Genomic DNA, 23,356 nt, shown 5'->3' with positions numbered 1-23,356 from the left:
AAAAAGAGCGGGGGCCTAACCCAAAGAGTAGTGCGGTATACGTTTCGCCTTCGGTGCAGTGGGCCGCGCTTTGGCATCTTGTGAGCACCCCAAATACAGGAGGCCGTTATGGCACGCAGAGCATTTTTGGCACTCACGGTCAGCGCGATTGTGACGCTATCACTCACGGAAGCCTCGGCGTCTGCCGCGCAGGAGGTAACACCAAAGCAGCGTTATGCCGCTGCGGAAGCTTTGCGGATCGGAACGCATGGGGCGCCCGATGCCTCTGCCGCGTTTGGGGCGATGCATGCGCTGGCTCAGGAGGGGGACGCGCGGGCACAGGCCAAACTGGCCTACTACCACCTTAAAGGCGTCGGCACGGCGGTAGATCCGGAGGCGGCGGCGCTTTGGTATCAGGCAGCGATTAAGAGCGGGCGCGATGGGGCGCGCACCTCCTATGCAAAGCTGTTGATGTCTCAAGAGCAAGCGCTGGCGTCTCTGGAGCAGCTTGATATTGCCTCTGATCTTGGCATTGAGCGGGCGCAGGCTCTGCGTGCGGCCTATCACTATCAGAAACGGTTTGGAGCGCAGTCGGATATCGCGTTTGGCCGCAAAGAACTGACGCGATTTGCGCAGGCGGGCCATGTTCCTTCGATGCAAATTGCATTGGCTGCCATGCGTCAAGGCGCGGAGTTTGATCTGAATGCTGCGAAGCTGCAGGCGCAGTTGGTGGATGTGGCCCGACAGGATCAGGCCAAGGCAGGTGGTAAAGCGGCGGAGGCGCTTCTCAAACTGCTGCAGGAGGAGCGCGGAGCAGAAGCACTTGCTTTGCGTGCTGAAATGGTGGCGCATCCGAGCATTCGCACAAGGGTGCGTGCCGAGCAGGCGCTTTATCTGGCATATGCTACACAAAGCCACCGCGCCTTCCGCGCGTCAGCGACAGAGATTGTTGCCGGAACGCCAAATCCCGATTTTGAACGCGCGCTGTTTGTGGTCTCGCGCCTCGACAAAAACGCCTATGTGCATGTGTTGCAGGAAGAGATGCGCGCCAGAGGGTACGCCGTGGGGCGCACGACGGGCATTTTCAACACGCGCACGTTGAATGCTGTGGTGCAGTTCTGCGCAGACACCGACATTCAGAAAGACTGCCGTCTCGGGCCGATGCGGTCAAAAGTCATCAAAGTGATTGTGGGGGAGCTGTCAGGGATCGACCGGTTGCAGAAAACGCCCTGACATTCTTCTGCAGTGGTACGCAGGCTCTGCTCGTGGGGTGCCGGGCCTGCGTCGCGTTTTAAGGGATCACGCGGTTTGATCGTCAACCGCAGCCTCTGGTGCGTTTTTCTTGACGGATTCAATCCCATTGTCGCGACCAGAAGCGCTGGTGTAGCTTTGAGAGGTGCCAATCACCTGCCCATTGGTGGCTTTGAGATTGAACATATATTTTCCTGCCGCCGTTTCTTTGCGCTCATAGCGAGCATCTTCGGACGCGTTTTTTTTGACGGATTCAATGCCGTTTTCGCAGCTGGCTTTCTGTTTGTAACCTTCAGATGCGAGGATGTTCTCGCCGTTGCCTGCTTTCAAGCGGAAGCGATATTCACCGGCTTTATCAGTGTAGAGTTCAAATTTTGCCGCCATGATCGTGGTCCCTGTTCAAAATTCATATGCAGGGACAAGAGCATAGAGAGTGGCCGAGGCGCAAGGATTTGGTTGCGCCTGAGCTATACGCGGAGATTCAACTGTCTTTTTGCGCCTGAAAGGCATCCCACATATCCGGGCGGCGTTCTTGGGTGATGTCTTCTGACATCTGGCGGCGCCATTGTTCGATTTTGGCGTGGTGACCTGACATCAGCACGTCAGGAATGGTGCGCCCCTGCCACTCAGCTGGCTTGGTATATTGCGGGTGTTCCAGCAGGCCGTTTGAGTGGCTTTCTTCTTCAATGCTGTCGGCATTGCCCAGCACCGACGGCAGCAGGCGCACGGTGGCGTCTATCATGGCCTGTGCGGCAATTTCCCCTCCGGTGAGGACAAAATCGCCGAGGCTGACCTCCTGAATATTGTAGTGATCCAGAACGCGCTGATCCACGCCCTCAAAGCGGCCGCAGAGCATGGTGATGCCATCGGCCTGTGACCAGGCGCGTGCCATGCTTTGATCAAAGCGACGGCCACGGGGGGACAGGTAGACCAGCGGCCAGTTGCCGCGCGCGCCGCGCATGGTGTGTTCAATGGCAGGGCCAAGCACATCAGGGCGCAACACCATACCTGCGCCACCGCCAGCGGGGGTGTCATCCACATTGCGGTGTTTGGTCAGCCCAAAGTCCCGCAGGTTGGTTGTTTCGAGCTGCCATTTGCCGTCTTTGAGCGCCTTGCCGGTGAGGCTTTCGCCCAATACGCCGGGAAAGGCATCGGGAAAGAGCGTGATGATGCGCGCGGACCAGACCTTGGCCAGTCTCGGGTTGTGGGTGATCAGCTCACGCGGTTTCAGGCTGGCTGAAATAGACAGGCGACCATGGGATTTGGGTTTCTTGGTCTCGTTGGTCATCAATCAAACAGCCCTTCAGGCGGGTCGGCAATGATGCGGCCAGAGGCGATGTCGACGGTTGGCACAGCGGCCAGTGTAAACGGCAGCAATACGGTGTCGGAACTGCCGGGCACCAGCACTTCAAGAATGTCCGTGGAGCCGTGGTTGACCACGGTTTTTACTTTGCCCAATACCGCGCCGCCGGTGTCGCGCACCTCCAGCCCGACAAGATCGGTGTAGTAATATTCATCATCTTCGGTTTCTGGAAGTCGGTCACGTGGCACGAAGAGTTTCACGCCCTTGAGGGCATCAGCCTGTTCTTTGGTCGCGATGCCGGACAGGCGGGCTGCAAGCCCGTTTTTGATGCCGCGCGTGATGGTCACCGTAAATTCAAAGGCACCATCCTCTGTCAGCAGGGGGGCATAGTCTTCGAGGGCATGTGTTTCTGCGGTGAAGCTTTTGAGGCGGACTTCGCCGCGCACACCATAGGCGCCGCCAATGGCGCCAACACAGATCAGATCAGAAGGGGTATCGCTCATGGCGGGGCCTTTGCTTTGCATGCGGCTGTTTTCTCCGATTGCGCGCGGGGACGCAAGGGAGAGGCTTAGCGGCTCAGGATGGAGAGTGCGCTGTCGCGGTCTTCCCAGCCAGCTTTGGCAAGTTCGGGGGTTTCCGAAAGCTCTTCTGGCCAGCCGACGCAGAGGTAGGCTACCAGTGCCCAGTCTTCGGGCACCTTCAGATCGCGATTGAGCTGTGCCGGATCCAAAATGGAAACCCAGCCCACACCGAGACCAAAGCTGCGCGCGGTGAGCCAGAACTGGGTGATGGCCCCCACCACGGAGTATCGGCGCATTTCAGGCATGGTGCCAGCCCCGAGGCCGCGACCTTTGGCGGTGGCTTCGTCGCAGTAGATGGCCAATTGGACAGGAGACTCTTTCATGCCGGAAAGTTTGAGATTGGCATAAAGCTTGGCCCGGTCGCTGCCGTAGCCCTTGAGCGCCTTTGCGTTGGCGGTTTCGTAATTTCTGAGAGCGGCGGTGCGGGCGTGGTCGCTATCGACGCGCACCACACGCCAAGGTTCTGACAGGCCCACGGAAGGGGCGAGCTGAAACGTGTCGAGGCACGCCTGAAGGAGTGCCTCGTCCACTGGATCGGTGCGGAAGCGGCGCACATCGCGTCGCCACCGCATGAGCCGGTGCAGATCGTCCCGGAATTCGGAAGAGAACTTTGTCATTCCGGGGCCGGTCCGTCTTACTCTTCTGCAGCTTCAGCCGCTTTTGCAGCTTTTTCTTCTGCGCGCTCTTTGGCTTTTTTGCCAGGCTCAGCTTTTTTCGGGTTGTTGCGCTCTTTCTTGGTCACAACACCAGCAGCTTCCAGGAAGCGGGACACACGGTCAGAAGGCTGTGCGCCCTGGTCCAGCCAGTACTGAACGCGCTCCATGTTCAGTTTTACGCGCTCTTCGCTGTCTTTTGGCAGCAGTGGGTTGTAGGTGCCGAGCTTCTCGATGAAGCGGCCGTCACGTGGCATGCGACTGTCCGCTGCAACAACGCGATAGAAAGGACGCTTTTTGGAACCGCCGCGGGCGAGACGAATTTTCATAGCCATGGTGTTATCTCCTAGTAATGGCGTGTGCACCGGTGTGTTTCGGTGGTGCAGAGTGTGTGCACCAGCACGGTGCGGGTTGGTGTCGAAGAACAGAGTTCTGTCTGTTCAACGGTTTGCTATTCCTGATGTTTCTTGTGGTGCTGAATGACCTCAGCAATGATGAAATTCAGGAAATTCTTGGCAAATTCGGGGTCCAGATCGGCCCGTTTTGCAAGATCTTCGAGACGTGCGATCTGTTTCGCTTCGCGATCGGGATCGGACGGGGGAAGGTCGTGGGTGGCTTTCAGTTTCCCGACAGCCTGCGTGTGTTTGAAACGCTCGCCCAGCGTGTAGACGAGGATCGCATCGAGGCGGTCGATGCTTTCGCGGTGCTCTTTGAGCACATCTGCGGCGCGGGATACAGCGTCAGTCAAGAGCGTAGCCTTTCGGTTTGAACATCGGATCGGCGTAGTGGCTGATTTCCATTTCGATGGCGTCGCCAATCTGAGAGGAAGCCAGTGCTTCGGGCGAAGGGTGGCGGTAGACCACGTCGTGCCCATCCACCGATGGGGCGGATTTGTCCTTGGTGGCGCCCAAACGTTCGGCCAGCCGGATGCTGTCCAGATTTTTTGGGTCGATGTAAGACACGGCACCGTCCCAGCCCAGATCATGGTAGAAATAGCGGCGCACAGCATGGGTCGCTTCAAGGGCATAGCCGTGTCCGGCTTTGTCAGGCCAGATGATCCATGCGATTTCGCGCTCTGGCCATTTGGCCGGGAACCAGCCACCCGCCATGCCGAGTGTTTCGTCGGTGTTTTTGTCGTGGATCATCCACATGCCATAGCCGCGAATGTTCCAGTGGCCAATTTCAGCCGCATAAAGCATCCATGTTTCATAGGCATTAAGCGGTCCGCCCATGAAGCGGGAGCGGTAAGAGGCGAAGGTGGCCTTGAAGTTTGGATAATCTTCAGGCTCTGGCCCGCGCAGGATCAGGCGTTTGGTTTCGAGAATGGGAATAGTCTTTTGTGGCATCAGGCATAGGCCTCCATACCGCCGTTCACAAGATCGGCTGGTGCAGGGTGGCGCCAGATTTCGATCTGCCCATATTCGGGATCTTCAAAGTGTTTTTCAAAGCGCGCGCCAAGGCGTGCGGCGACAGCTTTGGAGGCGTCATTTTTCGGGTCGATTTGAGAGATCGCGGTCTCCCAGCCAAGGACGTCATGGGCATGGGTGCGGGCTGCGAGGGCGGCCTCGGTGGCATAGCCTTTGCCTGTGGCATCATTCATGAGGGTCCAGCCGATTTCTTTTTCCAGCCAGCCGTCAGGGAACCAGAGGCCAGCCCGACCGACATATGCGCCGGTCGCCTTTTCTTCCAAAGCCCAGAAGCCAAATCCGCGCAGCGCCCAGTGGCCCATCATCATGGCAACGGTGCGCCACGCGCGGTGCGGCGGTATCGGGCCGCCGACAAATTGGGACGCATCCGTCGCAAAGAACGCTTTTTCTGCGGCAATGTCACTTTCGCGGTGACCGCGTAGGATGAGACGCTCTGTTTCCAGTTGGGGAACTTCGTAACGCATCATACGCCCACCTTCAGAAAGCGATAGGTGACCGCTGTAGGCATCCAGCTTGGCGCGGCTTCATCTGTCAACGTGGCACCGAGACTTTCAGCGAGTCTACGTGACGGCGTATTTTGTGCATCCACACGTGAGATAAGGCCTGCCCATTGCGCGTCTTGCAATAAATGATCCAGCACTGCGGCGCTGGCTTCTTTCGCGATCCCCTTGCCTTCGGAGGTTTCGTTCCAGAGCGTCCAAGTCATCTCTGGATCCTGGCCACTTTCCAACGCCAGAGGGCCAACGTGGCCAACAGGTGCGCCCTTATGTTCGATAATATATCGTCCAAAGCCGCGTAGTACCCAGTGGCCCGCCATCGCCGCCAGCTTCTCAAATGCTTTCACCGCGTCAAAAGGGCCACCCACAAAGCGTGCGCGATCACTGGCGCAATAACCCGCGTAAGCAGGGAAATCTCCGGCTTCGGGCTGGCGCAGCGTCAGGCGTGCTGTGGATATGGTGGGCGCAATGGTCATGTGGATTTACGTCAGCTTAAACCGGGGGACACTCATCGAGCTCAAAAATGAAGCTGCTTGAGACACCGGACTGCAGCTTTTGGGTGTCATTGTTCAGGATGCGGACTTCGCGACAGCCTGTTTGGCGGCGCAGTTCCGTATCCGCCAGAGCAAAGAGCTTGCCATAGCCGATGGAGCCACCGGTTTCGGTGAAGTTCACCTCGGCCTCATGGGCGCGCGCGGTCACAGTGGTGGGAATGCCGTCAAGCACGGTGCGATAATCACCGCGCACGGGGCCATCTGGTGCTGTGTCCAGATCAACGGTGATCACGTCACCGCAGGCAGCGAGAGAGCACAACAGAACAAGGGGGAGATATTTCATGATCATAGACCTCTGCTTATTTCTTCTTGCCCAGACCGGACAAGCCAGACGGCAGCCCCATGCCGCCACCCAGACCGCCAAGTCCCCCGAGACCTCCAGGCAGACCGCCTTTGCCACCCATGGCTTTGGCTGCGGCTTCTAGAGCTTTGGGATCCATTTGAGACGGGTCCATGCCAGCCATGTCAGGCGCGCCTTTACCGCCCATCATGCCTTTCATGGCTTGCTTGAGCATGCCGCCTTTGCCCATTTTTCCCATCTTTTTCATCATGTCAGACATCTGGCGCTGCATCTTGAGCAGCTTGTTGAGGTCGGAGACCTCCATGCCGGAGCCTTTGGCAATCCGCTTTTTGCGGGAAGCTTGCAGGAGTTGTGGATTGGCGCGTTCCATTTTGGTCATGGATTGGATCATGGCGATCTGGCGCACGATCATGCGGTCATCAAAACCGGCATCCTGTACCTGTTTGGCCATTTTCCCCATGCCTGGCAGCATGCCCATCATGCCTTCCATGCCGCCCATCTTCTGCATCTGTTCAAGCTGCATCTTCATGTCATTCATGTTGAAGCGGCCCTTCTGAAAGCGCTTCATCATGCGTTCGGCCTGTTCGGCCTCGATGGTTTCCTGCGCTTTTTCAACAAGGGCTACGATGTCGCCCATGCCCAGAATACGGCCAGCGATCCGGTCGGCTTCGAAGGTTTCAAGCGCCTCCATCTTTTCGCCGAGACCGACGTATTTGATGGGCTTGCCGGTGACCGCGCGCATGGACAGTGCCGCACCGCCACGGCCGTCGCCGTCCATACGGGTCAGGACCACACCGGAGATGCCGATCTTGCCGTCAAATTCTTCGGCGACTTCCACGGCCACCTGACCGGTCAGCCCGTCGACCACCAATAGGGTCTCGCGCGGGGTGACCGCATCGCGGACGTCTTCGACCTCTTGCATCAGGGTCTCGTCAATCTGCAGACGACCGGCAGTGTCGAGCATGTAGACGTCATAGCCACCCAAGGTGGCCTGCTGCTTGGCGCGTTTGGCGATTTGAACGGCGGATTCGCCTGCCACGATGGGCAGGGTATCAACGCCGATCTGGGTGCCAAGGACAGCCAACTGCTGCATCGCGGCGGGGCGGTAGATGTCGAGCGAGGCCATCAGCACGCGCTTGCCGTCTTTTTCTGTCAGGCGTTTGGCAAGCTTACCTGTGGTGGTGGTCTTACCAGAGCCCTGCAGGCCGACCATCAGGATCGGCGCTGGCGGGTTGTCAATTTTCAGCGTGCCGGGTTCAGCATCGTCATTGCCAGCCAAGACGGCTTTCAGCTCATCGTGAACGATTTTCACAACCTGCTGACCCGGTGTCACGGATTTGGTAACGGCCTGACCAGTGGCTTTTTCCTGCACCGCTTTGACAAAATCTCGCGCGACGGGCAGCGAGACATCGGCCTCAAGCAGGGCCACACGCACTTCGCGCAGGGCGGTTTTTACATCGTCCTCAGAGAGGGCACCCTGTTTGGTCAGGCGATCAAAGACACCAGAGAGGCGTTCGCTTAAATTTTCAAACATCGCTACCGGCTCCTTATCACCGCTTCCATTATGGCCCGAACATAAGTGCGAACCGCCCAAACGCCAATGTCCCCCGTGGGCGAAACTCGCTGACGGGGGGCGATCCCGGCACATAGGCCAAGGGACCGGAAGTATGACGGACTCCCGGAATTGAGTGGCCGTTTACGCCTGTGGAGTCGCAGAGTCAAGTATAGCAGGCGGTTTTGGGGTTTCGCCGTATGCGCCGTTGCGGCATGGAGGAGCGATCTACATAGGGGAGGCATTCATGGACGCATCATCTCAGTTTCAGGATACATTGCCGGTCAGCTCAGACGCGCTTTTGGCGCAGCTTGACGACTGGGGGCTTCCTTATGTGCTGCATGAGCATGTACCGCTGCGCACGGTGGAGGATGCCAAATCCGTGGAAGAGACGATGATTGTCCCCGGTGAAAAGGCCCTCCGCATCAAAAATCTCTATCTGCGGGACAAGAAGAAGCGCAATTATCTGGTGACGCTGGAGCAGGATCGCGAGATTGATCTGAAGGTGCTGGGGGCGCAGCTGGGCGTGGGCAATCTGTCGTTTGGCTCCGCAGACCGGTTGCTGGAGAACCTTGGCGTGCGGCCCGGTGCGGTGACACCGCTGGCGATGATCAACGGCGCAGAGAAAGGCGTGCGGTTCTTTATGGATGACGCCGTGAAAGAGGCAGATGTGATCTACGTGCACCCTTTGGTGAATGACCGAACGGTGGCAATGGAGGTCAGTGCGCTATGGGCGTTTCTGGAGAAACTTGACGTGACGCCTGAGTTTTTGGAGATGGCGTGCGATTGAAGGCGCGGCTTTACAGGCGTTTTGGCGATGTGATTGGCTTTCGGTTGCCATGGCCGGGCGCATATCGGCACCCGGCGGCTGTGCATGGATTTATGCGGCTTTGGGGGCAATTTCCCGCCCCTCTTTGTCAAGGATTGTCACATCGGTGATGCCAATGAAACCTAAGACAAAGCGCAGGTAGCTGCTGGTGAAGTCGAATTCTGAACCAATGGGCGTGCCGCCTGAAGCGACGGTGATAAGGGCCTTTTTGCCACTCAGGAGGCCTTTGGGGCCTTCTTCGGTATAGGCGAAAGTGACGCCCGCGCGGGCGACCTGGTCAATCCAAGCCTTCAGTGCAGCCGGGATTGAGAAGTTGTACATGGCGACACCTATTACGAGAGTGTCCGCCGCTTGCAGTTCGGCGACGAGCGTATCTGAGAGGGCAAGAGCGGCGTTTTGCACATCTGTGCGCGCCTCGGGCGGCGTAAACGTGGCTTGTGTGAAGGTTTCGTCCAGAAAGGGGAGTGTGGTGGTTGCCAGGTCACGGCGCACAACGGTGTCGGCATTTTGTTCAGACACCAATTTGGCGGATGCTGCGCGCGAGAGGGAATCTGAAATACGGGCGGAAGAGTCGATGTGCAGGACTGTGTGTGTCATGGTGATATACCTTCGATTTATCTGTGAGCGTCTGTGCCGTCTGACAAAATGATGGGGTATTGCAATTTTACACACAATAGCAGCTAATGCGCATGAATTGTTGATATTTGCACAGAGGTGTCCTGATGAAAAACTGGGATGAAGTGCGCACCGCCTTTCAGGTGGCGCGATTGGGGACGGTGAGTGGCGCAGCGGAAGCGCTTGGCGTCCATCATGCCACTGTGATCAGACACATCGATGCTTTGGAGGCGCAGCTTGGAGTAAAGCTGTTTCAGCGTCATGCGCGTGGCTATACCGCCACCGAGGCTGGGGAAGACTTGATGCGGGTGGCGCAGGCCACCGATGATCAGTTTGGTCAGCTGGAGGGGCGCATCAAAGGCCGTGGAGCCGATGTGGCGGGTGAATTGGTCGTGACCTCTCTTGGGGGATTGGCCCCGTTGATTTCGCCTATATTGGCTGATTTTCAGGAGGAGCATCCTGATCTTTTGGTGCGATTTTTAACCGGGGATCGTGTGTTTCGGCTGGAGTATGGAGAAGCCCATGTGGCCATTCGTGCGGGGGACGGGCAGGTGCAGCCGGACAATGTGGTGCAGCCATTGGCGCAGCTGCCTGCTGCGATGTATGGGGCAAGTGCCTATGTTACGCGTCATGGCGCGCCCAAGGATGAGGCGGATTTGGTCAATCACCGATTTGTCGGCCATGACAATCCAGACAGTCGCGCGCCTTTTTATCGCTGGCTAAAGGCGCGTGTGCCGCGTGACAGAGTTGTGTTCCGGTCAACATCTGATCGGGCAATTGAGGCCGCCGTGCGTCGTGGGGCAGGGCTTGGTTTTTTGCCGGTTTGGGCCGCTCAGAATTCTGGTGATCTGCTTGAAGTGATGCCGAGCAATCCAGAGTGGGATATCAATGTGCGCCTCATCACACATGTGGATCTGCACCGAACCACCAAAGTTCAGACATTTCTGAATTTTTTGAAAGGGCGTGCGAAGGAATGGGTGGTCAACGGATGAGACCCTTTGCACGACCGATGCGCAAGCCGAAGCTGACTTTAGCGTTGCGGGGGCACCTGGCGATGCTTTTGTTTTCGGCATTGGTTGCGGGGTCATTTTCGCTCGGTGCGATGAGCGCCAATGCCTTGCCACCTGCGGCGCTGAATGCGGTACGCTTTTTGATCGCTGCGGTTGTGATTGGCGTGGTTGCACTTGCGACCAAGGGCTTGCCGAGCAGTGCGTGGAGAGCGCCTTGGCGCTACTTGATCTTGGGCGGATTGTTTGCAGGTTATTTTGTTCTGATGTTTGAGGGATTGAAGACCGCGCATCCGGTGAGCACCGCTGCGGTTTTCACGCTCACGCCGATCATGTCGGCCATGTTTGGCTGGGGACTTTTGGGGCAGATCACCACCCGCCGGATGGTGATTGCGCTTACAATTGGCGCGCTTGGGGCGCTATGGGTGATTTTTCGCGCTGACTGGCAGGCGTTTCGGCGCTTTGAGGTCGGACAAGGAGAACTCTACTACTTTTGGGGGTGTGTCCTGCACGCACTTTACACGCCCATGGTACGCAGGCTCAATCGCGGTGAGGCTCCGGTTGTTTTCACGTTTGGGACACTTTTGGCCGGATTGCTTGTTTTGCTGCTGTATGGCGCACACGATATTTTACAGACCGACTGGGCAATGGTCTCGGCTCAGGTCTGGTTGATTATCCTGTATCTGGCTGTTTTTGCCAGTGCCGCTTCATTTGTGCTGGTACAGTTTGCGGCTTTGCATCTGCCCAGTGCCAAGGTGATGGCATACACTTATCTTGTTCCAAGCTGGGTGATCTGCTGGGAGATTGTTTTGGGCAATGGCGCCCCGTCGCCTTTGGTGCTTGTGGGGATCGCTTTGACCTGTGTGGCGCTTTATCTGCTGTTGGAGAAAGACTTCTAATCTGGTCACAGATGGCATCTGCCAAATGAGAATCATTTGAATGCTCAGGGCTGTTTGAGGGGCTGTAAATGTACAGATTTACCCTTGGGCAGCTTATGATCCTGATCAAAGACATATGGGGCAAGTAGGATGTATCTTTGGTGCAGGAGGAAATTGAATGCCTGCAGCAACGACGAAAGAAGATTTGTTGGCGATCGCCGATAAGGAATTTAGTACCCTTCTAAAGGTGATTGCCACCGTGCCGGCGGGTGCAGCTCAGGCTGTGGTTGATGACAATTGGAGTATCTGCGACGTTTTGGTGCATCGCGCGCATTGGATTGATCTCTTTCTGGGCTGGTATGCTGATGGTCAGGCGGGCAAAATTGTGGCCTTTCCTGCGCCGGGCTATAAATGGAACCAGCTGCGCACATACAATGATCACGTGCTCTCAGAAAATGCGGAGGTGGGCTGGGCAGAGGCCAAGTTGCGGTTTGTGATGGCGCATCAAAGATGGCACGCATTGGTGGATCGTCTTGATCAAGATGAGCTTTATGGGGCGCCAATGAAAGGTGGCAACAATAACTGGAGCACTGGACGTTGGGCAGAGGCGGCAGCCTCTTCTCACTATCGATCGGCAGCGAAATTTATTCGGGCGTGTCTGCGGCAGATGGATCAGGCAGCTCAGTTGCCAGAAACCGCTCAAAGGCATCGAGGTTGATGGGCTCAAATTGTCCGAACCCCTGCATCCAGACAGAGGCAGGGCGTAGGGCGTCTGGCTCCAGCTTGCACCATTTCACCCGGCCACGTTTCTCCTGAGAGATCAGCCCGGCTTTGGTGAGGATCATCAGATGTTTGGAAATGGCGGCCAGCGAGATGTCAAAGGGCTCTGCCACGTCGGTCACAGCCATGTCGTCTTCAAGCAGCATTGTGAGGATCGCACGCCGGGTAGGGTCGGCGAGGGCAGAGAAGACAGTGTCGAGGGCGTCAGACATGCTCTTCTCCTAACGGTTTGTGGGCTTGGGGGAAAGAGTGGGCGCGCGATCAGACCCAGGGCGGGCGCAGATGATGCATTTGCGTGTCAGGGGCTGAGTGAGGTGTTTCGTCTGGCAGACCCGCGTCTTTTCTCAGATGTGGCGAGATGGGCTGAGCGGGAGACACGAGGCTTTGGATGCTGCGGTAAGCTCTGTGCAAGGGGCTGGAGAGGAAAGAGGCAAAGAGACTGGGGGCGCGCCAAAGCGCGGTAAAGACATGAGGCATGGGTGCTGACCAGATAAATGTGATATCTTGACTATTTCAGAGATCAAAGTGGCGCTCAAACAGCATTTCTTGACATCCGGCGTGCTAAAAAGGCACAAGTTTCTGGATGAGCCGCAACCTGCCCCCCCTGAATGCTCTGCGCGCCTTTGAGGCAGCGGGACGCCATGAAAGCTTCAGCAAAGCGGCTGGGGAGCTTAATGTGGCGCATTCCGCCATCAGCCGGCATGTGCGTGGCCTTGAGGCGCGTCTGGGGGTGAAGCTGTTTCGCGATCTGCCACGTGGGGTGGCGCTGACCCCGGAAGGCAAAGCCTATCTGGAAAGGATGATAGAGGCGCTGGATCTTATCGCGGAGGCGACTGAGGATCTGGCGGACACGCCGGTGGGCAAGGTGGTGGTGAACAGTGAGGCGTTTTTTGCGGAGCGTTTTATTGTGCCCCGGCTGGGGCGGTTTTATGCGGCCTATCCAGAAATCGACCTGCGGTTGGAGACCTCGGATCATCTGGCAGATGTGGAACGTTATGAGGCGGATCTCGCTGTACGGTTTGCACATTCCGGGGTTTTGAGCGTGCCTTGTGATCGACTGTCAGATGCGCGGGTTTATCCCTATGCCGCACCCGAGGTGGCACAGGGGATTTCGGGGCCGGAAGACCTGTTGCATGTGACGCGCTATAGGGATCGGCGAGATGATCTGTGGCGGGCGTGGTTTGAAGGAGTAGGGGTGGTGCCCATCGGCGTGCCTGAGGCAGATTGGCGGTTGCAGAAAACCATGGCCTATGAGGCCACCTTAAATGGGTTGGGGGTGCTGCTGTGCTCTGAAGAGGTGACTGCGGCGGATGTGGCGCGGGGGCGGCTGGTGAAATGCTGTGAACACGGGCTAACGGACGGGGCTTTTTTTCTGGTGCATGGTAGTCGTGGCGTGCGCCGGGCTGCTGTGCGCGCCTTTCAGGGATGGCTGCTTGGAGAATCGGCACCGTTTCGTGCCGCATCAAGTTGAAGGGGGCGTACGCGCAAACATCAACCAAATGGTTGAATATGCTGCTCATGCCAAATTTGCCACTTTGCTGGCCGTGGGCGCGTGCCCGTTCCATCTTCATTCTGTAAAAAATACCAAAAAATCAAATATCTAAGTCCCTTCGCTCCGCCCAGTTTTGGATGGTTGACTCAGGCCCTGCTGCACCGTAGCAATGCGCCAACGTTAGCAAGGGGTTAATTGCGCGTGAGCGAGACCGATCACAAAAACCAGATGAAGCGTCTGGAGGAGCGGATCGCAGCGGTCAAAAAGACCCAGGAACCCAAACCCCGAGCTGATGAACACTATTCGGCAGCCAATTTGGCCTGGCGCATGGTGATCGAAATGGTTTCCGGTCTGGGGATCGGATTTGGCATAGGATATGGGCTGGACAGCCTGCTCGGGACACTCCCGATCTTCTTGGTGCTGTTTACATTGCTCGGTCTGGCCGCTGGCATCAAAACGATGCTTAACAGCGCCAAAGAGATCGAAGAGAAACAAGCGGCAGACGCCGCAGAGATTGAACAGGCGGCCGAGGTCGCTCAGAGAGACGAGAGGGATTGAACGTGGCAAGCGAAGCACACGGCGCGGAACAAGGCGGTCTGGAATTCCACCCAATGGACCAGTTTCTGGTCAAACCGCTGTTTGGCGGTGACCACATTGGCCTTTTCACCATCACAAACGTGACCCTGTGGATGGCTCTCGCCGTGATCGCAGTTGTGGCGATGATGGTTGTGGGGACCCGCCGTCGCGCGATTATCCCAAGTCGTGGTCAGTCCATTGGCGAACTGGCTTATGGCTTCATCTACAAAATGGTCGAGGACGTGGCTGGCAAAGACGCCGTGAAGTTCTTCCCATACATCATGACCCTGTTTATGTTCATTGTGATGGCAAACTTCCTCGGTCTGCTGCCAATGTCCTTCACCACGACATCTCACTTTGCGGTGACCATTGGTCTTGCTCTGCTGGTGTTCGTAACCGTGACGGTTGTGGGCTTTGTGAAAAACGGCGCGGCTTTCCTGGGGTTGTTCTGGGTCTCCAGCGCGCCACTGGCATTGCGCCCCATTTTGGCGATCATCGAGGTGATCTCCTACTTCGTGCGCCCTGTCAGCCACAGCATTCGTCTTGCTGGTAACGTGATGGCAGGCCACGCCGTGATCAAAGTTTTCGCGGGCTTCGCCGCGATTGCTGTGGTCAGCCCGGTGTCCATCGTCGCGATCACCGCAATGTATGGTCTTGAGGTCCTGGTGGCCTTCATTCAGGCCTACGTCTTTACCATTCTGACCTGTGTTTATCTGAAGGATGCGCTGCATCCGTCGCACTAAGGATTATGGTGCGCCATGAAGGCGCACCCTACACAGGTTCAATCCAAACAACCCTGAATTCAAACTTCCAATCGTAAGGAGATACACCATGGAAGGTCAACTCGCACACATCGGCGCAGGCATCGCAGGTCTGGGTACTGGTATCGCAGCACTGGGTGTTGGCAACGTTGCAGCCAACTTCCTGGCCGGCGCACTGCGCAACCCATCCGCAGCTGCTTCCCAGACTGCAACTCTCTTCATCGGCATCGCATTCGCAGAAGCCCTGGGCATCTTCTCGTTCCTGGTTGCTCTTCTGCTGATGTTCGCCGTCTAATCCGAACGGAACCATCCTTACGTGCGGGTGCGGGCGCGACTTGACGCGCCCCACCCGTGACCCAACGGAAGTTCCCAGGAGGACGACATGGCGAGCAACACAACTGACGCCGCAGGCCACGCAGCAGAGGCCGCCTCTGCATCGGGCATGCCACAGCTTGATTTCTCAAGCTGGGGTAACCAGATTTTCTGGCTCCTGATCACCCTCGTAGTGATCTACTTCGTCCTATCGCGCATCGCGCTGCCGCGCATTGCTGCGGTTCTGGCCGAGCGCCAGGGGACCATCACAAATGACATCGCCGCAGCCGAAGAGCTGAAGGCGAAGGCCGTGGAAGCGGAAGAGGCTTACAACAAAGCCCTTGTGGATGCCAAAGCCGAAGCAGCGCGTATCGTTGCGGAGACCAAGGCAGAAATCCAGGCTGATCTGAATGCGGCCACTGAAAAGGCCGATGCAGAAATCGCTGCTAAGGCGGCTGAATCGGAGAAGGCGATTGCCGAAATCCGTGCCGGTGCGCTGGAAAGCATCAAAGATGTGGCCAACGCCACCACAGCAGAATTGGTTTCCACCCTGGGTGGCAAAGCTGAAGATGCAGATGTGGCCAAAGCCGTAGACGCGCAGATGAAGGGCTGAGAGATATGCGGAAACTGACCACAGTTGCAGCTGTCATGGCGCTGAGCGCCACTCCGGCGCTGGCCGCAAGCGGCCCGTTCTTCTCGCTGCGCAACACCGACTTCATCGTGACTTTGGGTTTCATCCTGTTTGTTGCGATCCTGCTGTACTTCAAAGTACCGTCCATCATTGGCAATATGCTGGACAAGCGCGCAGATGACATCAAATCTGAGTTGGACGAAGCCCGCGCGCTGCGCGAGGAAGCTCAGACAGTTCTGGCGTCATATGAGCGTAAGCAGAAAGAAGTTCAGGAACAGGCAGAGCGCATTGTTGCGCAGGCGAAGGCAGAAGCCGAAGCCGCTGCTGAGCAGGCGAAAGTGGATCTCAAAGCCTCCATTGCACGCCGTCTGTCTGCTGCTGAAGATCAAATCGCTTCTGCTGAAGCCGCTGCCGTTAAGGAAGTGCGCGACCAAGCAGTGGTCGTGGCGATCAGCGCGGCACGTCAGGTGATCGCAGGCCAGATGACGGCCGCCGATGCGAATAAGCTGATTGATGCGGGCATTGCGGAAGTGGATGCCAAGCTGCACTAAGCTGCATTTGACATGAGATTGAAGAAACCCGGTTCGAACTGAGCCGGGTTTTTTCGTTTTCTGCCTCCTTGGCGCCGTAATCTCCTGAATAACTGGCGCAAGATTTGGACTCATGGGGACAAGGAGCGGTTTGATGCGTGAGATTGCAATCAGCTTGATGGCAACAGCTATTCTGGGATTGGTCGGCTGTGGTGGCACGACAAAAGTGTCGAGCCAATCCGTAAATTTGGAGCCGGGTGAGGTGTTCTGGGCGAAAAACCAATTGGCTGAACAAACTGCGCGCCCAGGAGAGGCACGGTTCGATAGCTTTGAAGTGCTTGAACTCAGCAACGGAGATCGTGTTTATTGCGGCCGCATGCAGGCTGTCAGTGACAGCGGCATTTCGGCGGGCTATGTGCCCTTTTATATGCGCCGCAGCGGCGGCGCTGTGAAAGCTTTGAACTGGTCGGAAAACAGCGCTGATTTCTCTGCCGAGAAATGTGAGGACGCCCGAAATGGCGCCCTGCGGATCAACAAGGTTTAAGCTGCCCCAAGGGGCTTAGCGCACCGGATCGAAACGCGCGTCTGTCAAACGACAGTCGCGTACAGCATCCTGTCCGCAGGGCACAGGCGACAGATCCTTGCTCAAGCAAATACGCGCTTCTTGGATAAACCCATCGCGGCAGGTGATGGTCACCATATCCGGCTCAAGCGCGGGATTGGCTTTGAGAAAGGCCGCTTCGACAACAGCCGCAGGCAGCGTGACGGTGTCTTCCAGCTTGCGGAAAACCGGCGGGCGCGCGATGCTTTCATAGGCTTTGCGTGCGGTTTCATAATAGGTTTCGCCGGAAAGGCCAGAACAGGTGCCGTGTTTCTTCCACTGATACCAAGCGAGCCCTGATGTGCCCATGATGTCGGCCATGGCATTGGTCAGGTGACGTGGCGGATTGCGCTCTGTCGTGGGACAGTAGGCAGGCCAGCCGCGGTGAAACTGTGGCCATAGCCCATGCATCACCCAGCCATGGTCTTCCTTTGGGTCACATTGCGGGCTGTGTTTTGCATCGCCTTCCAGAGCACACCAATTCGGAGACCAGCTGAGCGCCAAAACGTAATAGTCAAACTCACCTGCTTTTTCACCATCTGCCATGAGGGCGGAGGCAGAGAGTGTCAGTGCAAGGCTGGTGGCCTTTAGTATTTTCAGGATCACTGGCTGTCTCCTGTTGCGGCCGTGGGTGGTTCAAAGCCTGACTGAGCGTAAAGCTTTGCAATCTCCGCATCCAGCTCCTTTTGGCTCATTTTGCCGGATTGGACACGCGGTGCGAATATCTCACGTAACAGGTCGGCACCTTCTCTGATTTCCTGCAGTTTGGCTTTCCGGTCAACATCATGGCGTATGTCTGCCAAGGTTTGCGGCAGATTGCTGGAGGTGGCAATGGCCTGTTGATGTTTGGTACTAGGGTTGGAACAGTTCTTGAGCCAGAGCGTGCGGGCAGTCTCTTGTGATGGGTCTGCGCCTGCTTCTTCCAGAAGTGTTAAAATCTCAGGGTATGGCTGACGCGCTTCATAGTAGGGCTGTGTGACCATGAAGGGCACCAGCTGGAAAGGGTTCTCTGACGTGGGGTGGCAGGTTCTCAGGTTGATCCTGCTGGCGAGCAGAGCGAGATCATAGGCATCTGCGCCCTCTGGATTTTTGTGTTCAATGCTGGCCGTCACACTGGCATTTTCCAACAGCACCCGGACGATTGGCAGATAGCCTGCGCTGGCTGCCAGCATCAGCGGAGTGCGGCCTTTGGCATCCTGCGCCACGAGAGTTTCAGGAGATTGGCCTTCCACGTGTTTAAGGGCGGTGAGCGCCTTGTTTTCCAGTGTGCGCCATTGTTCTGGCGTGCCACCGCTACGCTCGGCAAGACGATAGATGTCTTTTGAGAGGGTTGTGATGACTTGATGCGCACTCGCAGGCGGGGTTGCGAGGGATACTGTTTCTGAAGCCACAGCGCTGGAGGCGACGTTCGTTGTTAAAATCGCAGCGCAGATCAATAACCGCATTCACTCTTTCCTTTTTTACTTGGGCGCACTATATCCCGATCAAGTTCCCCGACAACGGAAACCCGCACCAGACCATCGGTGCCGTCTGATGAAAGTCAGGCGACGGGACAGATGTATGCTGTGTGGGGAAGATATTTGTAAGGAGTAGATGACATGGCTAAGCTGTTGCACCCGAAGGCCACCGCCGTTTGGCTGGTGGACAACACCACGATCAGCTTCAAGCAGATTGCGGATTTTGTTGGCATGCATGAGTTGGAAATCCAGGGCATTGCAGATGGCGATGTGGCCACCGGCGTGAAGGGCTTTGACCCTGTGGCTAACAATCAGTTGGTTCAGGAGGAAATCATCTCTGCAGAGAACAGCCCGCTGCATAAGCTGCGTTTGAAATTCAATGCGGCGGCTTCCGGGGAAGAGAAGCGCCGCGGCCCACGGTATACGCCACTGTCCAAACGTCAGGACCGTCCAGCGTCTATCCTTTGGCTGGTTAAATTCCACCCGGAGCTGTCTGATGGCCAGATCGGCAAGCTTGTGGGGACAACCAAACCGACCATTCAGGCGATCCGCGAACGTACCCATTGGAACATTGCCAATATTCAACCGATTGATCCGGTTGCGCTGGGGCTCTGTAAGCAGTCCGAACTGGATGCGGCTGTTCAGAAAGCGGCTGCGAAGAAGGCTGCTGAAGGTGGCATCATGTCTGATGACGAGCGCCGTAAGCTTGTGTCGACTGAGCAGTCTCTGGAAATGGAAGCAGAGCCCAAATTCCCATCCGCGATCGAAGGTCTGGAGACATTCTCTCTGGCCGATGATGACGATGAGGATGATCTGGACACCCGCTCGGATGATGCCTTTGCGGATGCTGACAGCTTCTTCAATCTGCCAGGTGGCGATGAAGACGAACAGCCACGCTGAACTGGGCCTTAAAAAATCTACCGAAATGGGGCGCCTGCAATTGGGTGCCCTTTTTGTATGGTGCAGAGTGTATGGTGCAAAGCCAGCGACGGCACGACGCCTGCAACCTGTGCAACATGAGCGGTGCGGCGGGTAGACCCTTGGTGGCAACTGCCGCTGTCGGTGACCCGCCGCTTTGCTGGCGTCAGAGCGTTTTGCGCGCGGAAAGGGCGGCGGAAATCGTGCCTTCGTCCAGATAATCTAGCTCACCGCCCACAGGGACGCCCTGCGCCAGCGAGGTCAGGGTCACCTGATCCTCCAGTTGGTCTGCGATATAGTGCGCTGTTGTTTGCCCATCCACAGTGGCATTGAGGGCCAGAATGACTTCGGTGATGCCCTCGCTGGTGACGCGGTCAATCAAGCGGGGGATGGAGAGATCTTCGGGGCCGACACCGTCCAGTGCGGAGAGCGTGCCGCCCAAGACATGGTAGCGGCCATCGAAGACTTCTGCGCGCTCCATGGCCCAGAGATCAGAGACGTCTTCCACAACGCAAAGCACGCCGGTGGCGCGCTTCTCTGAATTGCAGATGTCGCAGATATCAGAGGTGCCCACATTGCCGCAGTTGAGACATTCTCGGGCCGTTACGGCCACTTCCTGCATGGCGTCAGCCAGAGGGGTGAGCAAAAGCGCGCGCTTGCGGATCAAGTGGAGCACGGCGCGCCTTGCGGAGCGGGGGCCAAGCCCGGGCAGCTTGGCCATCATTTCAATCAGCGCATCAATTTCGGAACTGCTCATGTCCGGGCCTTTTCTGACAACCCTTTTCTTAGGGTATAGCAAGGCCCAATCTGAAACACACGCGCCTTTGCTGCCGTCCTTTAGAAGGGCAGCTTCATGTCTGCTGGCAGACCAAGCTCAGAGGTGATTTTGCCAAGCTCTTCCTGTGCGCGATCATTGGCTTTGCTCTGGGCATCTTTGATGGCGGCAAGGATCAGGTCTTCGACCACTTCTTTGTCGTCGCCGTTAAAGATCGACGGGTCGATGTCGAGCGCTTTCAGCTCGCCTTTGGCAGAGGCGGTGGCCTTGACCAGACCTGCACCGCTTTCGCCCACCACCATGATGTTATGCAGTTCATCCTGCATCTCGGTCATCTTGGTTTGCATTTGCTGGGCTTTTTTCATCATGCCGGCCATATCGCCGAGATTGCCTAGACCTTTGAGCATTGGCTGTCTCCTAGAAACTTTGTTTGAGGTGTAGATACGGATGAAGTGTCCGCGTCACAAGGGGGGGGCATGTTTCGTAAGATGCTGGAAGGCGTTCTCGTGACGGTCTGTGACCGTAAGGTCTAAACTATTGTGTGTCCGTGGGCAGATGGCTTGTCGCACCAGAAACGATCCACTGTCTCGTTTCTGAGACGGTGCTCACTCCTCAAACGGATCCCATTCATCCTCAACTTCGGGCAGCGCTTCTGCCAAGGCTTCATTGGCCAGCTCGCGACGGGATTTGATGTCGGTGATTTTGGCCTTGGGAAAGGCACTCAGCACCGCTTGCACCAGCGGGTGTGCCGAAGCCTCGGCGCGCATCTGATTTTTGGCAGCATCGCGAATTTCAGCGACGGAGGGTGCGCCGCCTTCGTTGACCAAAATGATGGCCCAGCGTGCCCCTGTCCAGCGTTGCAGCTGGCTGCCGAGCCGCTGTGCAAGATCATTGGGTGCACCGGGGGCGGGTTCAAATTCGATACGACCGGGCTGATAGGAGGCCAGTCGGACATACTCTTCCACATGCACACGCAGCACCCCATCGCGGCGCGTGCGGATCAGTTCGAGGACATGTTCGAATGTGACATATTTGGCCAAGGCCGCATCATTTTGCACGGCCAATGCCGTCGCTGCAACGCCGCTTGCACGCCCCTGCGCCGTTGGGGCGCCATGTATCGGGCCGGAGCCTCCGCCCATGGGGCCGCCTTGCGCATTGGTAGACCCCGGCCCTGTGCCACCGGCGTAGCCTCCGCCACCGCCATTGGGGGGTGGCGGGGGCGGTGGCGTGTCTTGCAGTTTGCGCAGCAGTTCTTCTGGGCTTGGCAGATCCGCCACATGGGTCAGGCGTATGATCGCCATTTCAGCGGCCATCATCGCGTTGGGCGCTGCGGCCACCTCTTCCAGTGCCTTGAGCAACATTTGCCACATGCGAGTCAGCACGCGCATCGGCAATTCATTGGCCATGGTTTGACCGCGTGCGCGCTCATCGGGGCCAACTGTGGGATCTTCTGCGGCCTCGGGCGTGATTTTCACAACGGACACCCAATGGGTGATCTCTGCAAGATCGCGCAGCACAGCCATCGGGTCTGCGCCATCTGCGTATTGCGCGGCGATTTCATTGAGGGCGTTGCCTGCGTCGCCACGCAGAATCATGTCGAAGAGATCCAGTACGCGGCCGCGGTCTGCAAGCCCGAGCATCGCACGCACCTGCTCGGCTGTTGTCTCTCCCGCGCCGTGGGAAATGGCCTGATCTAGCAGAGAGGTGGCATCCCGCGCAGAGCCTTCGGCGGCGCGGGTGATCAGCGCCAGCGCGTCTTCGGCAATCTCTGCCCCCTCAGAGGTGGCAATGCGGCGCAGCATGCCAATCATGTCTTCCGGTTCGATTCGGCGCAGGTCAAACCGCTGACAGCGAGACAGCACGGTCACAGGAACTTTGCGGATCTCAGTGGTCGCAAAGATGAATTTCACATGGGCGGGCGGCTCTTCCAATGTTTTGAGCAGCGCATTGAACGCGCTGGTGGAGAGCATATGCACCTCATCAATGATGTAGATTTTATAGCGCGCCGAGGCCGCGCGATAATGGACCGAATCGATGATTTCACGGATGTCATTCACACCCGTGCGAGAGGCAGCGTCCATCTCCATGACATCGACATGCCGGCCTTCCATGATGGCAACGCAATGTTCACATTGGCCACAGGGGTCCGTGGTGGGCCCAGAGCCGCCATCCGGCCCGATACAGTTCATGCCTTTGGCAATAATCCGGGCGGTGGTGGTTTTGCCGGTGCCGCGAATGCCGGTCATGACAAAGGCCTGCGCAATGCGGTCCGCTTCAAAGGCATTTTTGAGCGTGCGCACCATGGCATCCTGCCCAACCAGATCCGCAAAGGTTTCTGGGCGGTATTTGCGCGCTAGAACCTGATAGGCGGTGTCGGGTGTATCGGTCATGTGAGTCCTGAAAATGCTGAGCCATTGAGATTCGGCTGGTCAGATGGAGTGGTCTGGCGCAGGTTAAGGGGGGTAAGGCGGCGCGTCCACCGGATAAGCGGCGGCGTGGCCTGATTGGCTTGGTGATGATTAGGAGGGGTATGGGTGGACGTAGAAGAAAACCTGGGACTGGAACTTTACGCATTGACTGTGGGAGGCGGCCAGCTGGCGTTGTCCCCTTTGCCCGGTGCCGGTGGGAGGCATGAGCATGATGTGGCTACGCTTCGTGCTTGGGGTGCTGATTTGGTCATTGGGTTGACGGAGGTGTGTGAAATGCAGGCCTTGGGAGCGGCTGCGTTACCGGATGCGCTTTCCGGGGCAGGGATGACATGGGTTCACTGGCCGATTCGAGATTTTGACGTTCCTGACCGCGCGCGAGAGAGGGAATGGCCGGCACTCCTTGCGCAGGTCAAAAAGGTGCTTGAGGCAGGTGGCAAAGTGCTCGTGCATTGCCGTGGCGGATGCGGCCGCTCAGGTATGGTCTTGCTGCGTTTGCTCTTGGGGATGGGGGAACCCTTGGGCGAGGCGCTGTCGCGTCTGCGCGACTTGCGCCCCTGCGCCATTGAAACAGATGCGCAGATGGTCTGGGCGACCGAGGGGCGTGTTGAGCGGGCTTAGCAACAAGCGCGTAAAACAAAAAAGACCGCAACGGGTGTTGCGGTCTTTT

At 57.3% G+C, this 23,356-nt stretch carries 32 protein-coding genes; 14 read left to right on the top strand and 18 right to left on the bottom strand.

Annotated features, from left to right (window positions below; translation table 11 throughout):
* Positions 1 to 108: 108 nt before the first annotated feature.
* The gene (locus tag SHM7688_RS09255) at positions 109 to 1,212 is read left to right on the top strand and encodes an SEL1-like repeat protein (RefSeq protein ID WP_058239643.1); all 1,104 of its coding nucleotides are present in this window, start codon (positions 109 to 111) and stop codon (positions 1,210 to 1,212) included.
* Between the two features lie 66 nt (positions 1,213 to 1,278).
* Here SHM7688_RS09255 and SHM7688_RS09250 read toward each other — a convergent pair whose 3' ends face one another.
* The 11 genes from SHM7688_RS09250 to ffh all read right to left on the bottom strand — a co-directional run bounded on the left by SHM7688_RS09250 (position 1,279) and on the right by ffh (position 8,080).
* Entirely contained in the window at positions 1,279 to 1,614 is a 336-nt protein-coding gene (locus tag SHM7688_RS09250) for a YegP family protein (protein ID WP_058239642.1), read from the bottom strand.
* A 97-nt stretch (positions 1,615 to 1,711) separates the two neighbouring features.
* Complete coding sequence (gene trmD, locus SHM7688_RS09245) at positions 1,712 to 2,518, bottom strand: tRNA (guanosine(37)-N1)-methyltransferase TrmD (RefSeq protein WP_058239641.1); 807 nt, start codon at positions 2,516 to 2,518, stop codon at positions 1,712 to 1,714.
* The gene (gene rimM / locus SHM7688_RS09240; RefSeq protein WP_058239716.1) at positions 2,518 to 3,036 is read right to left on the bottom strand and encodes a ribosome maturation factor RimM; all 519 of its coding nucleotides are present in this window, start codon (positions 3,034 to 3,036) and stop codon (positions 2,518 to 2,520) included. Before rimM ends, trmD begins: the two co-directional genes overlap by 1 nt.
* A 65-nt stretch (positions 3,037 to 3,101) precedes the next feature.
* Positions 3,102 to 3,731: a 5,6-dimethylbenzimidazole synthase gene (gene bluB / locus SHM7688_RS09235; protein ID WP_058239640.1), complete on the bottom strand. Its 630-nt coding sequence runs from the start codon at positions 3,729 to 3,731 to the stop codon at positions 3,102 to 3,104.
* Between the two features lie 17 nt (positions 3,732 to 3,748).
* Positions 3,749 to 4,102 carry a 30S ribosomal protein S16 gene (gene rpsP / locus SHM7688_RS09230; protein WP_058239639.1) on the bottom strand — a complete coding sequence of 118 codons (354 nt, stop codon included), beginning with the start codon at positions 4,100 to 4,102 and terminating at the stop codon, positions 3,749 to 3,751.
* A gap of 116 nt (positions 4,103 to 4,218) precedes the next feature.
* Positions 4,219 to 4,515: a chorismate mutase gene (locus tag SHM7688_RS09225; RefSeq protein WP_058239638.1), complete on the bottom strand. Its 297-nt coding sequence runs from the start codon at positions 4,513 to 4,515 to the stop codon at positions 4,219 to 4,221.
* Complete coding sequence (locus SHM7688_RS20035) at positions 4,508 to 5,113, bottom strand: GNAT family N-acetyltransferase (RefSeq protein ID WP_058239637.1); 606 nt, start codon at positions 5,111 to 5,113, stop codon at positions 4,508 to 4,510. The genes SHM7688_RS09225 and SHM7688_RS20035 overlap by 8 nt, the downstream gene beginning before the upstream one ends.
* Positions 5,113 to 5,658 (bottom strand): GNAT family N-acetyltransferase, encoded by a 546-nt coding sequence (locus SHM7688_RS09215; protein ID WP_058239715.1) that lies wholly within the window; start codon positions 5,656 to 5,658, stop codon positions 5,113 to 5,115. Before SHM7688_RS09215 ends, SHM7688_RS20035 begins: the two co-directional genes overlap by 1 nt.
* Positions 5,658 to 6,167 (bottom strand): GNAT family N-acetyltransferase, encoded by a 510-nt coding sequence (locus tag SHM7688_RS09210; protein WP_058239636.1) that lies wholly within the window; start codon positions 6,165 to 6,167, stop codon positions 5,658 to 5,660. Before SHM7688_RS09210 ends, SHM7688_RS09215 begins: the two co-directional genes overlap by 1 nt.
* Before the next feature lie 16 nt (positions 6,168 to 6,183).
* Positions 6,184 to 6,528, bottom strand: a complete 345-nt coding sequence (locus SHM7688_RS09205) for a hypothetical protein (RefSeq protein WP_144432535.1) — start codon at positions 6,526 to 6,528, stop codon at positions 6,184 to 6,186.
* Between the two features lie 16 nt (positions 6,529 to 6,544).
* Entirely contained in the window at positions 6,545 to 8,080 is a 1,536-nt protein-coding gene (ffh, locus tag SHM7688_RS09200) for a signal recognition particle protein (RefSeq protein ID WP_058239634.1), read from the bottom strand.
* A 265-nt stretch (positions 8,081 to 8,345) separates the two neighbouring features.
* Between ffh and SHM7688_RS09195 the strand changes: the two genes are divergently transcribed.
* The gene (locus SHM7688_RS09195; protein WP_058239633.1) at positions 8,346 to 8,888 is read left to right on the top strand and encodes a prolyl-tRNA synthetase associated domain-containing protein; all 543 of its coding nucleotides are present in this window, start codon (positions 8,346 to 8,348) and stop codon (positions 8,886 to 8,888) included.
* A gap of 90 nt (positions 8,889 to 8,978) precedes the next feature.
* Here the strand turns inward: SHM7688_RS09195 and SHM7688_RS09190 are convergent, their stop codons facing one another.
* On the bottom strand, positions 8,979 to 9,524 hold the full coding sequence (locus SHM7688_RS09190; RefSeq protein WP_058239632.1) for an FMN-dependent NADH-azoreductase: 546 nt from the start codon (positions 9,522 to 9,524) through the stop codon (positions 8,979 to 8,981).
* A gap of 125 nt (positions 9,525 to 9,649) precedes the next feature.
* Between SHM7688_RS09190 and SHM7688_RS09185 the strand changes: the two genes are divergently transcribed.
* From SHM7688_RS09185 to SHM7688_RS09175, 3 genes are all read left to right on the top strand, one after another.
* Entirely contained in the window at positions 9,650 to 10,534 is an 885-nt protein-coding gene (locus tag SHM7688_RS09185; protein WP_058239631.1) for a LysR family transcriptional regulator, read from the top strand.
* A complete protein-coding gene (locus SHM7688_RS09180; RefSeq protein WP_370733257.1) occupies positions 10,531 to 11,448 on the top strand; it encodes a DMT family transporter in 918 nt (305 codons plus the stop codon). The genes SHM7688_RS09185 and SHM7688_RS09180 overlap by 4 nt, the downstream gene beginning before the upstream one ends.
* Before the next feature lie 157 nt (positions 11,449 to 11,605).
* Positions 11,606 to 12,145 (top strand): ClbS/DfsB family four-helix bundle protein, encoded by a 540-nt coding sequence (locus tag SHM7688_RS09175; protein ID WP_058239629.1) that lies wholly within the window; start codon positions 11,606 to 11,608, stop codon positions 12,143 to 12,145.
* Here SHM7688_RS09175 and SHM7688_RS09170 read toward each other — a convergent pair.
* Positions 12,072 to 12,419 carry an ArsR/SmtB family transcription factor gene (locus SHM7688_RS09170; protein WP_058239628.1) on the bottom strand — a complete coding sequence of 116 codons (348 nt, stop codon included), beginning with the start codon at positions 12,417 to 12,419 and terminating at the stop codon, positions 12,072 to 12,074. The two genes, SHM7688_RS09175 and SHM7688_RS09170, sit on opposite strands and share 74 nt — an antisense overlap.
* Before the next feature lie 371 nt (positions 12,420 to 12,790).
* Between SHM7688_RS09170 and SHM7688_RS09165 the strand changes: the two genes are divergently transcribed.
* The 7 genes from SHM7688_RS09165 (at position 12,791) to SHM7688_RS09135 (ending at position 17,053) form a co-directional block, all read left to right on the top strand.
* Positions 12,791 to 13,678 (top strand): LysR substrate-binding domain-containing protein, encoded by an 888-nt coding sequence (locus tag SHM7688_RS09165; protein WP_058239627.1) that lies wholly within the window; start codon positions 12,791 to 12,793, stop codon positions 13,676 to 13,678.
* Positions 13,679 to 13,900: 222 nt separating this feature from the next.
* Positions 13,901 to 14,257 carry an AtpZ/AtpI family protein gene (locus SHM7688_RS09160; protein WP_058239714.1) on the top strand — a complete coding sequence of 119 codons (357 nt, stop codon included), beginning with the start codon at positions 13,901 to 13,903 and terminating at the stop codon, positions 14,255 to 14,257.
* A gap of 53 nt (positions 14,258 to 14,310) precedes the next feature.
* Positions 14,311 to 15,018, top strand: a complete 708-nt coding sequence (locus SHM7688_RS09155; protein ID WP_370733282.1) for a F0F1 ATP synthase subunit A — start codon at positions 14,311 to 14,313, stop codon at positions 15,016 to 15,018.
* An 88-nt stretch (positions 15,019 to 15,106) separates the two neighbouring features.
* A complete protein-coding gene (locus tag SHM7688_RS09150) occupies positions 15,107 to 15,331 on the top strand; it encodes a F0F1 ATP synthase subunit C (protein ID WP_058239626.1) in 225 nt (74 codons plus the stop codon).
* Positions 15,332 to 15,418: 87 nt separating this feature from the next.
* On the top strand, positions 15,419 to 15,961 hold the full coding sequence (locus tag SHM7688_RS09145; RefSeq protein WP_058239625.1) for a F0F1 ATP synthase subunit B': 543 nt from the start codon (positions 15,419 to 15,421) through the stop codon (positions 15,959 to 15,961).
* Positions 15,962 to 15,966: 5 nt separating this feature from the next.
* Positions 15,967 to 16,530: a F0F1 ATP synthase subunit B gene (locus SHM7688_RS09140; RefSeq protein ID WP_058239624.1), complete on the top strand. Its 564-nt coding sequence runs from the start codon at positions 15,967 to 15,969 to the stop codon at positions 16,528 to 16,530.
* A 133-nt stretch (positions 16,531 to 16,663) separates the two neighbouring features.
* Complete coding sequence (locus SHM7688_RS09135) at positions 16,664 to 17,053, top strand: hypothetical protein (protein WP_058239623.1); 390 nt, start codon at positions 16,664 to 16,666, stop codon at positions 17,051 to 17,053.
* A gap of 15 nt (positions 17,054 to 17,068) precedes the next feature.
* Here SHM7688_RS09135 and SHM7688_RS09130 read toward each other — a convergent pair whose 3' ends face one another.
* Both SHM7688_RS09130 and SHM7688_RS09125 read right to left on the bottom strand, forming a co-directional pair.
* The gene (locus tag SHM7688_RS09130; RefSeq protein WP_370733280.1) at positions 17,069 to 17,713 is read right to left on the bottom strand and encodes a ribonuclease T2 family protein; all 645 of its coding nucleotides are present in this window, start codon (positions 17,711 to 17,713) and stop codon (positions 17,069 to 17,071) included.
* On the bottom strand, positions 17,713 to 18,555 hold the full coding sequence (locus SHM7688_RS09125) for an ankyrin repeat domain-containing protein (protein WP_058239622.1): 843 nt from the start codon (positions 18,553 to 18,555) through the stop codon (positions 17,713 to 17,715). Before SHM7688_RS09125 ends, SHM7688_RS09130 begins: the two co-directional genes overlap by 1 nt.
* A 153-nt stretch (positions 18,556 to 18,708) precedes the next feature.
* Between SHM7688_RS09125 and SHM7688_RS09120 the strand changes: the two genes are divergently transcribed.
* Entirely contained in the window at positions 18,709 to 19,467 is a 759-nt protein-coding gene (locus SHM7688_RS09120; RefSeq protein ID WP_058239621.1) for a DUF1013 domain-containing protein, read from the top strand.
* A gap of 184 nt (positions 19,468 to 19,651) precedes the next feature.
* Here the strand turns inward: SHM7688_RS09120 and recR are convergent, their stop codons facing one another.
* From recR to SHM7688_RS09105, 3 genes are all read right to left on the bottom strand, one after another.
* Entirely contained in the window at positions 19,652 to 20,242 is a 591-nt protein-coding gene (gene recR / locus SHM7688_RS09115; RefSeq protein ID WP_058239620.1) for a recombination mediator RecR, read from the bottom strand.
* 80 nt (positions 20,243 to 20,322) lie between these two features.
* The gene (locus SHM7688_RS09110) at positions 20,323 to 20,667 is read right to left on the bottom strand and encodes a YbaB/EbfC family nucleoid-associated protein (protein ID WP_058239619.1); all 345 of its coding nucleotides are present in this window, start codon (positions 20,665 to 20,667) and stop codon (positions 20,323 to 20,325) included.
* A 198-nt stretch (positions 20,668 to 20,865) separates the two neighbouring features.
* Positions 20,866 to 22,650: a DNA polymerase III subunit gamma/tau gene (locus SHM7688_RS09105; protein ID WP_058239618.1), complete on the bottom strand. Its 1,785-nt coding sequence runs from the start codon at positions 22,648 to 22,650 to the stop codon at positions 20,866 to 20,868.
* Between the two features lie 144 nt (positions 22,651 to 22,794).
* Between SHM7688_RS09105 and SHM7688_RS09100 the strand changes: the two genes are divergently transcribed.
* Positions 22,795 to 23,307, top strand: a complete 513-nt coding sequence (locus tag SHM7688_RS09100; protein ID WP_058239617.1) for a phosphatase domain-containing putative toxin — start codon at positions 22,795 to 22,797, stop codon at positions 23,305 to 23,307.
* The last annotated feature ends 49 nt before the right edge of the window (positions 23,308 to 23,356 follow it).

Origin of the sequence: Shimia marina, assembly GCF_001458175.1 — a bacterium.
Lineage (GTDB): Bacteria > Pseudomonadota > Alphaproteobacteria > Rhodobacterales > Rhodobacteraceae > Shimia > Shimia marina.
The sequence above is the reverse complement of the archived record's forward strand: the minus strand, read 5'-3'. Positions and strand labels throughout refer to the sequence as shown.

Excerpts from the sequence above, each read along its gene's own strand:
- SHM7688_RS09165 (WP_058239627.1), top strand. The coding sequence starts at position 12,791 with ATGAGCCGCAACCTGCCCCCCCTGAATGCTCTGCGCGCCTTTGAGGCA.
- SHM7688_RS09140 (WP_058239624.1), top strand. The coding sequence starts at position 15,967 with ATGCGGAAACTGACCACAGTTGCAGCTGTCATGGCGCTGAGCGCCACT.
- rimM (WP_058239716.1), bottom strand. The coding sequence starts at position 3,036 with ATGAGCGATACCCCTTCTGATCTGATCTGTGTTGGCGCCATTGGCGGC.
- SHM7688_RS09150 (WP_058239626.1), top strand. The coding sequence starts at position 15,107 with ATGGAAGGTCAACTCGCACACATCGGCGCAGGCATCGCAGGTCTGGGT.
- SHM7688_RS09190 (WP_058239632.1), bottom strand. The coding sequence starts at position 9,524 with ATGACACACACAGTCCTGCACATCGACTCTTCCGCCCGTATTTCAGAT.
- SHM7688_RS20035 (WP_058239637.1), bottom strand. The coding sequence starts at position 5,113 with ATGCCACAAAAGACTATTCCCATTCTCGAAACCAAACGCCTGATCCTG.
- SHM7688_RS09180 (WP_370733257.1), top strand. The coding sequence starts at position 10,531 with ATGAGACCCTTTGCACGACCGATGCGCAAGCCGAAGCTGACTTTAGCG.
- SHM7688_RS09250 (WP_058239642.1), bottom strand. The coding sequence starts at position 1,614 with ATGGCGGCAAAATTTGAACTCTACACTGATAAAGCCGGTGAATATCGC.
- SHM7688_RS09155 (WP_370733282.1), top strand. The coding sequence starts at position 14,311 with ATGGACCAGTTTCTGGTCAAACCGCTGTTTGGCGGTGACCACATTGGC.
- SHM7688_RS09210 (WP_058239636.1), bottom strand. The coding sequence starts at position 6,167 with ATGACCATTGCGCCCACCATATCCACAGCACGCCTGACGCTGCGCCAG.
- SHM7688_RS09105 (WP_058239618.1), bottom strand. The coding sequence starts at position 22,650 with ATGACCGATACACCCGACACCGCCTATCAGGTTCTAGCGCGCAAATAC.
- SHM7688_RS09205 (WP_144432535.1), bottom strand. The coding sequence starts at position 6,528 with ATGAAATATCTCCCCCTTGTTCTGTTGTGCTCTCTCGCTGCCTGCGGT.
- SHM7688_RS09215 (WP_058239715.1), bottom strand. The coding sequence starts at position 5,658 with ATGCGTTACGAAGTTCCCCAACTGGAAACAGAGCGTCTCATCCTACGC.
- SHM7688_RS09145 (WP_058239625.1), top strand. The coding sequence starts at position 15,419 with ATGGCGAGCAACACAACTGACGCCGCAGGCCACGCAGCAGAGGCCGCC.
- SHM7688_RS09110 (WP_058239619.1), bottom strand. The coding sequence starts at position 20,667 with ATGCTCAAAGGTCTAGGCAATCTCGGCGATATGGCCGGCATGATGAAA.
- SHM7688_RS09175 (WP_058239629.1), top strand. The coding sequence starts at position 11,606 with ATGCCTGCAGCAACGACGAAAGAAGATTTGTTGGCGATCGCCGATAAG.
- recR (WP_058239620.1), bottom strand. The coding sequence starts at position 20,242 with ATGAGCAGTTCCGAAATTGATGCGCTGATTGAAATGATGGCCAAGCTG.
- SHM7688_RS09120 (WP_058239621.1), top strand. The coding sequence starts at position 18,709 with ATGGCTAAGCTGTTGCACCCGAAGGCCACCGCCGTTTGGCTGGTGGAC.
- SHM7688_RS09125 (WP_058239622.1), bottom strand. The coding sequence starts at position 18,555 with ATGCGGTTATTGATCTGCGCTGCGATTTTAACAACGAACGTCGCCTCC.
- SHM7688_RS09135 (WP_058239623.1), top strand. The coding sequence starts at position 16,664 with ATGCGTGAGATTGCAATCAGCTTGATGGCAACAGCTATTCTGGGATTG.
- ffh (WP_058239634.1), bottom strand. The coding sequence starts at position 8,080 with ATGTTTGAAAATTTAAGCGAACGCCTCTCTGGTGTCTTTGATCGCCTG.
- SHM7688_RS09255 (WP_058239643.1), top strand. The coding sequence starts at position 109 with ATGGCACGCAGAGCATTTTTGGCACTCACGGTCAGCGCGATTGTGACG.
- rpsP (WP_058239639.1), bottom strand. The coding sequence starts at position 4,102 with ATGGCTATGAAAATTCGTCTCGCCCGCGGCGGTTCCAAAAAGCGTCCT.
- trmD (WP_058239641.1), bottom strand. The coding sequence starts at position 2,518 with ATGACCAACGAGACCAAGAAACCCAAATCCCATGGTCGCCTGTCTATT.
- SHM7688_RS09185 (WP_058239631.1), top strand. The coding sequence starts at position 9,650 with ATGAAAAACTGGGATGAAGTGCGCACCGCCTTTCAGGTGGCGCGATTG.
- SHM7688_RS09195 (WP_058239633.1), top strand. The coding sequence starts at position 8,346 with ATGGACGCATCATCTCAGTTTCAGGATACATTGCCGGTCAGCTCAGAC.
- SHM7688_RS09170 (WP_058239628.1), bottom strand. The coding sequence starts at position 12,419 with ATGTCTGACGCCCTCGACACTGTCTTCTCTGCCCTCGCCGACCCTACC.
- bluB (WP_058239640.1), bottom strand. The coding sequence starts at position 3,731 with ATGACAAAGTTCTCTTCCGAATTCCGGGACGATCTGCACCGGCTCATG.